Source organism: Pseudoroseomonas ludipueritiae (genome assembly GCF_014490445.1).
GTDB classification, from domain to species: domain Bacteria; phylum Pseudomonadota; class Alphaproteobacteria; order Acetobacterales; family Acetobacteraceae; genus Pseudoroseomonas; species Pseudoroseomonas ludipueritiae.
Genome location: NZ_JACTUZ010000312.1, coordinates 1 through 1943, shown reverse-complemented (window position 1 = coordinate 1943; position 1943 = coordinate 1). Strand labels below are relative to the sequence as shown.

The 1943-nt window shown below is 69.2% G+C and carries 2 protein-coding genes; both read right to left on the bottom strand.

Features of this window, described 5'->3' with window-relative positions:
- Positions 1 to 56: 56 nt before the first annotated feature.
- Positions 57 to 1442, bottom strand: coding sequence for a S41 family peptidase (locus IBL25_RS25925; protein WP_238940677.1), 1386 nt, complete (start codon positions 1440 to 1442; stop codon positions 57 to 59).
- A gap of 140 nt (positions 1443 to 1582) precedes the next feature.
- The coding region (locus IBL25_RS25920) for a murein hydrolase activator EnvC family protein (RefSeq protein WP_187781316.1) at positions 1583 to 1943 on the bottom strand (361 nt) is incomplete at its 5' end.

The window sequence follows — 1943 nt, the reverse complement described above, 5'->3', positions numbered from 1 at the left end:
CAGCGCCCGCCACAGGGCCTGGCCCGGGCGGCCCGCTGGCTGCATCACGCCTGCCGTCAGCGGGCGGCGCGGCGCTGTGGCTCGGCCGCGGTCCAGGCGCGCAGGAAGCCGGCGGCCTGCTGCAGCTGGAAGTCGGTCTCAGGCTTGGTGGGGTCGAAGGCCGGCGCGCCCTCGGGCGGCAGCTTCTGCACCCTCTCCACCAGCCCGGCCGGCAGGTTCAGCGGCGGCAGGGGCGGCACCACATGGGTGTCGTTGTCGTTGCGGAGCGACTTACGCAGGTCGGCCTCGCGGTCGCGCAGCGGGGCATTGGCTTCCTCCTTGGAACCCAGCACCTCGATATCCGGCGTGATGCCCAGGCCCTGGATGGAGCGGCCGGAGGGCGTGTAGTAGCGCGCGGTGGTCAGCCGGATGGCGCCGTTGCCCGCCAGCGGCATCACGGTCTGCACGCTGCCCTTGCCGAAGGACTTGGCGCCCATCACCACCGCGCGGCGATGGTCCTGCAGCGCGCCGGCCACGATCTCGCTGGCCGAGGCGGAGCCGCCGTTGATCAGCACCACCACATGCAGGTTGTCGGTGATGTCGCCCGGCTTGGCGTTCCAGCGCTGCGAATCCTGCGGCCGGCGGGCGCGGGTGGAGACGATCTCGCCCCTCTCCAGGAAGTCGTCCGAGACCTGCACCGCCTGGTCCAGCAACCCGCCGGGGTTGCTGCGCAGATCGAGGATGATGCCGCGCAGCTTGTCTCCGGTCTGCTTGCGCATGGTGGTGATGGCGTTGCGCAGCGCCACATCCGTCTGCTCGTTGAAGGAAGCGAGGCGGACATAGCCGATGTCGTTGCCTTCCAGCCGGAAGCGCGCCACCTGCGGGCGGATCACCTCGCGGGTCAGGGAGAGTTCGATCGGGCTCTCGGCGCCAGGGCGGCGGATGGTGATCTTGATGGCGCTGCCACGCTCGCCGCGCATCTTGTCCACGGCTTCCTGCAGCGTCAGGCCCTGCACGGATTCGCCGTTGAGATGCGTGATCAGGTCGCCCGGCTTCACGCCGGCGCGGGCGGCGGGGGTGTCGTCGATGGGCGAGATGACCTTGACGTAGCCGCCTTCCTGACTGACCTCGATGCCGAGGCCGCCGAACTCGCCGCGTGTCGAGACCTGCATGTCGCGCCAGGCGCGGGCATTCATGTAGCTGCTATGCGGGTCCAGGCCCTGCAGCATGCCGTTGATAGCGGATTCGATCACCTCGCGGTCGTCCACGGGAGTGACGTAATCGGCCTTCACACGCTCGAAGACCTCGCCGAAGAGGTTCAGCAGCTTGTAGATGTCGTCCCGGCTGCTGCCGCGCTCCTGCGCGACGGCGGACATGATGGGCGATGCCACCCATGGCCCGAGCGTGGCCCCCGCGGCGAAAGCCACCGCCACCACACCTGCCATACGCAAACCAGGCTTCATGCTCTGACCCTTCATTCGGTCCGCGATCCTTATTGTCACCACCGGGAGGCCCAAAAGCTTAGAGCAATTCCCGGCTTCGCGCCGCGCGAATTTACAATACGAGACGTGAAGGCCGGTCGGCTCCGGTCATTCCCCCAGGCTCAGCTCCGGGCACGGAACCAGCCCTTGGGGTCCACCGCCTGGCCATTCCGCCGCAATTCAACATAAAGCGACGCCCTGCCACCTTCGCCTGAATCGCCGCTGCCGAGAACCCCCACAGGCTCTCCCGCCAGAAGGCGTGACCCGGCCTCGGCATCCAGCCGCTCCAGCCCGGCCAGCACGAAGTGGTAGCCATTGCCGCAATCGACGATCAGCAGCAGGCCATAGGAGCGGAAGGGGCCGGAAAAGACGGCCCGGCCGCCGCAGGGGCTGACCACGCGGGCGCCGGGCGGCGCGGCATAGGTCAGGCCGCGCGCCGGGCCACCGGCGGCGGCATCGCCGAAATCGCGGGTCAGGCGCCCG